The sequence below is a fragment of the Mesorhizobium sp. M1E.F.Ca.ET.063.01.1.1 genome (genome assembly GCF_003998155.1).
GTDB lineage: Bacteria > Pseudomonadota > Alphaproteobacteria > Rhizobiales > Rhizobiaceae > Mesorhizobium.
Genome location: NZ_RZSC01000581.1, coordinates 1 through 3817, shown reverse-complemented (window position 1 = coordinate 3817; position 3817 = coordinate 1). Strand labels below are relative to the sequence as shown.

Below are 3817 nucleotides of genomic sequence, written 5' to 3'. Positions count from 1 at the left end.
GGCGCAGCTTGGCGCGATGATAGTCCTCGACCGTCGGATGGTAGTCCATGTGGTCGCGACCGAGATTGGTGAAGCCGCCGGCGGCGAGCCTGACGCCATCGAGACGGCGCTGGTCGAGCCCGTGGCTCGAGGCCTCCATCGAAGCGTGGGTGACGCCGGCATCGGCCAGTTCCTTCAGCAGCTTGTGCAGCGCTACCGGATCCGGCGTGGTCAGCGAGCCATATTCGTTGCGGCCGGGCGCCACCACACCCGTCGTCCCGATCGAAGCGGCGGCAAATCCTGCCTGCTCCCAGATCTGTCGGGTGAAGGCGGCGACAGACGTCTTGCCGCTGGTTCCGGTGACGGCGACCATCGTTTCAGGCTGCTTGCCGAAGAAGCGCGCCGCGCTCAGCGCCAGCGCCAGCCGCGGATCGTCCACGCCAAGAACCGGGATCGACAGGCCGGAGATGGCATTTCCTTTGCCCGCCACGATTGCGGCTGCGCCTCGGCTGGTGGCGTCGGCGGCATAGGCCGAACCATCCGCCTTGCTGCCGGCGAGCGCGAAGAAGACAACACCCGGTCTTACCTGGCGGGAATCGGAGGAAATTCCGGTCACTTCCAGATCGGGGGAAGCTGTTCCCTCGACAGGCAGGATACCGGCTAGATCTTTCAGATGCATCGAGTTCCGTTCATCGCAACAAAATAGCGCGCAGTTACCGGCGCGCCCCAAGAATCACTGATAGGAAACCAGCGTTGCACCATTTTCATGGCTGAAATCTGGCTTCACGCCAAGCATGGAAGCCGCGCGTCTGATGATGTTGGCTGCCATGATGCCCGCATTCGAGGCAGCCGTGTTGCCCATCCCGGGCTTTTCCGGCTTCGGCTCGTCAGCGATCGTCAGCACGATATATTGCGGATCGTCCATCGGGAAGGCGGCGACGAAGGCGTTGAAATTCTTCTCCTTCGAGTAGCGGCCATTGACGACCTTCTCCGCTGTGCCGGTCTTGCCGCCGACGCGGTAGCCTGGAACCCTGGCGTTCTTGCCGGAGCCCTTCTCGGCGTTGAGTGCGTAGAGATAGCGCATCCCTTCCACGGTCTTTTCCTTGACCACCCTTTTGGCTACCTCCATGGCCTGCTCCGCCGTGCGCGGCAGGAAGGTAGGCTCGATCAGATAGCCGCTCATCAGCGCGGCGCAGCCGACGGCGGTCTGCAGCGGCGTCGTCGACACGCCATGGCCGAAGGCAATGGTGATCGAATTGACCTGCTTCCAGACCTTGGGCTCGGTCGGGCGCGCTACTTCAGGCAGCTCGGTCTGCATCTTTTCCAGCACACCGAGGCGGTGCAGAAATTCGCGGTGTCCCTCAATGCCGACCGCCTCGGCTTCCTTGGCCGAGCCGATGTTGGACGAATAGATGAACACTTCCGGCACTGAGAGCACACGGCCCTTGCTGTGGAAGTCGTGGATGGTCTGACGACCGATCCGGATCGGCCGCGACGCGTCGAAACGGCTCTCCAGCGTCACCTTGCCGGAATCCAGCGCCATGCCGGTGGTGAAACTCTTGAAGGTCGAGCCCATTTCGTAGAGGCCGGCCGACATGCGGTTCAGCCGGTCCTTGTCCTGGGCGTTGTAAGGGTTGTTGGGGTCGAAATCCGGCGCCGATGCCATGGCCAGCACTTCGCCGGTCTTGATGCTGAGCACAACGCCGCCCGCCGCGATCGCATGGAACCGCTCCATGCCGGTGGCGACCTCGTCGCGCACAACATGCTGGACGCGCAGGTCGATCGACAGCTTCACGGGCCTCAAATCCCTGGCCACCGCCAGGCCGGACGCCTGCAGGTCGGTGAGCCCCTGGTCGTCGATATACTTCTCCATGCCGGAGATGCCCTGATTGTCGATGTTGGTGAGGCCGACAATGTAGGAGGACGTCTCGCCGCTCGGATAGAAGCGGCGCTTCTCGGTACGGAAGCCGAGTCCCGGAATGCCGAGCGCCATGATGTCGGCCTGCTGTTTCGGCGTAAGCTGCCGCTGCAGCCAGACGAAACCGGCGCCGCTCTTGAGCTTGTGATAGGTCTGCTCATAGTCGATTTCGGGAAGCACGGTCGACAGCCTCTCGATCGCCTCGTCGGCGTCGACGATGCGACGCGGCTCGGCAAACAGCGACGCCGTCTTGATGTCGGTCGCCAGCACCTCGCCGTTGCGGTCGACGATATCCGGCCGCGAAGCCGTGACCCGGCTTTGCGGGCCGCCCGACATGTCCGGGTTCTGCAGGCCGAGATAGACCAGGCGGCCGGCAATGGTCGTATAGATGGTGAAGAACACCGCCATCGTCATGACGATGCGGGTCCTGGCTTTGCCGCCGGTCGCCTTGCGGGCGGCGTCGACGACGATCGAGCCGTCCTCGGCCACCTTCTTTCGACGCTTCAGCAGGTTGCCGATCCTTGGAAGCCTGCCGATCATTGCACGGTGCTCCCCGTCACCACCGGATCCTTGCCGCCATCGGGCCCTTTGCCGGAATTGTCGGCCATGCCGCCCAGCCGCTGCGAGGACAGGTCCTCGATGTTGACCGGCTTCATGGGCACGTCGTCGAGCCCGCCGATCTGGCGGGCGTTGAGCGGCTCGAGGCCGAGCTGCGATTTGTAGATTTCGGCAAGCTTCTGCAGCCGCGCCGGCTGCGTGAGCAAGCTCCAGTCGGCCTTCAGGAGATCGATCGTGTCTTCCTCGTAGCGGATCTGCGTCTGCAGCTTCTGCACCGCCGCAAGCTGTTCCTCGGCTTCGCGCTTGGTCTTGTAGGTCAACGCCGCCGCCGAGACCATGACGGCGATCAGGACTATGTCGCTGGTACGAAACACGTGCTCACCTCTCCCCCGGCCGCTCGACGGCGGGAAGCTTTGGAAGGCCGAAAATCGAAAAGTCGCCGGCGCGCGCCGGCACGTCGGTGCGGATTGCCGCGCGCAGCCTGGCCGAGCGCGCCCGCGGATTGACGGCGATCTCGGCCTCGCCCGGCGTAACCCCGCCGCCGGACTTGCGGAAGGTCGCCAGTCGCGCCGGTGCGTCTGGCATATGGCGCGATCTGCTGGCCGCCTCGGCGCGATCGGCGATGAAGCGCTTGACGATGCGGTCCTCCAGCGAGTGGAAGGTGACCACGGCGAGCCTGCCGCCGGGCTTGAGCACGCGCTCGGCGGCGAACAGCGCTCGAGCCAGTTCGCCAAGCTCGTCATTGACGAAGATGCGCAGCGCCTGGAAGACGCGGGTGGCCGGATGGATCTTGTCCTTCGGCGCGCGGCCGATATGGGTGGCGATAGCGTCGGCCAGATCGAGCGTGCGCTCGAAGAGCCGTTTCTCGCGCCGGGCCTCGATCATACGGGCGATACGGCCGGCATGACGTTCCTCGCCGAGGAAGCCGAAGATGCGGGCAAGGTCTCCCGCCTTGAAGGTGTTGACGACATCGGCCGCGCTCAGGCCGGCCTGCGCCATGCGCATGTCGAGCGGCCCGTCGGCGCGGAAGGAAAAGCCGCGCTCGGCCTGGTCGAGCTGCATGGAGGAAACGCCGATGTCGAGCACGACGCCGTCGGCGCTCTCGACATGTTCGTCCAACGTCGAGAACGGCGCCTGGACGAGCCTCAGCCTGCCGCCGGCCCGCTGCTCAAGGGCCCGGCCCGCCTCGATGGCATCCGGATCGCGGTCGATTGCCACGACCGAGGCGCCGCGCTCAAGAATGGCGCGGGTGTAGCCGCCGGCACCGAACGTCCCGTCGATAATCGTCTCGCCCGCCTTGGGTTCAAGCGCCTCCAGCACTTCGGCAAGGAGGACCGGAATGTGACGGACCAGTCCGCCAAC

General features: G+C 65.0%; 4 protein-coding genes. All 4 read right to left on the bottom strand.

Annotation, left to right across the window (positions count from 1 at the left end):
* Window positions 1–658: Mur ligase family protein (locus EOA29_RS28475; protein WP_245468564.1), on the bottom strand; the 658-nt coding region annotated here is incomplete at its 3' end.
* A 54-nt stretch (window positions 659–712) separates the two neighbouring features.
* Window positions 713–2437: a penicillin-binding protein 2 gene (locus EOA29_RS28470; RefSeq protein ID WP_127221918.1), complete on the bottom strand. Its 1725-nt coding sequence runs from the start codon at window positions 2435–2437 to the stop codon at window positions 713–715.
* On the bottom strand, window positions 2434–2829 hold the full coding sequence (locus EOA29_RS28465; protein ID WP_126093081.1) for a hypothetical protein: 396 nt from the start codon (window positions 2827–2829) through the stop codon (window positions 2434–2436). The genes EOA29_RS28470 and EOA29_RS28465 overlap by 4 nt, the downstream gene beginning before the upstream one ends.
* Before the next feature lie 4 nt (window positions 2830–2833).
* Window positions 2834–3808, bottom strand: a complete 975-nt coding sequence (rsmH, locus tag EOA29_RS28460) for a 16S rRNA (cytosine(1402)-N(4))-methyltransferase RsmH (RefSeq protein WP_127221919.1) — start codon at window positions 3806–3808, stop codon at window positions 2834–2836.
* Between the last annotated feature and the right edge of the window lie 9 nt (window positions 3809–3817).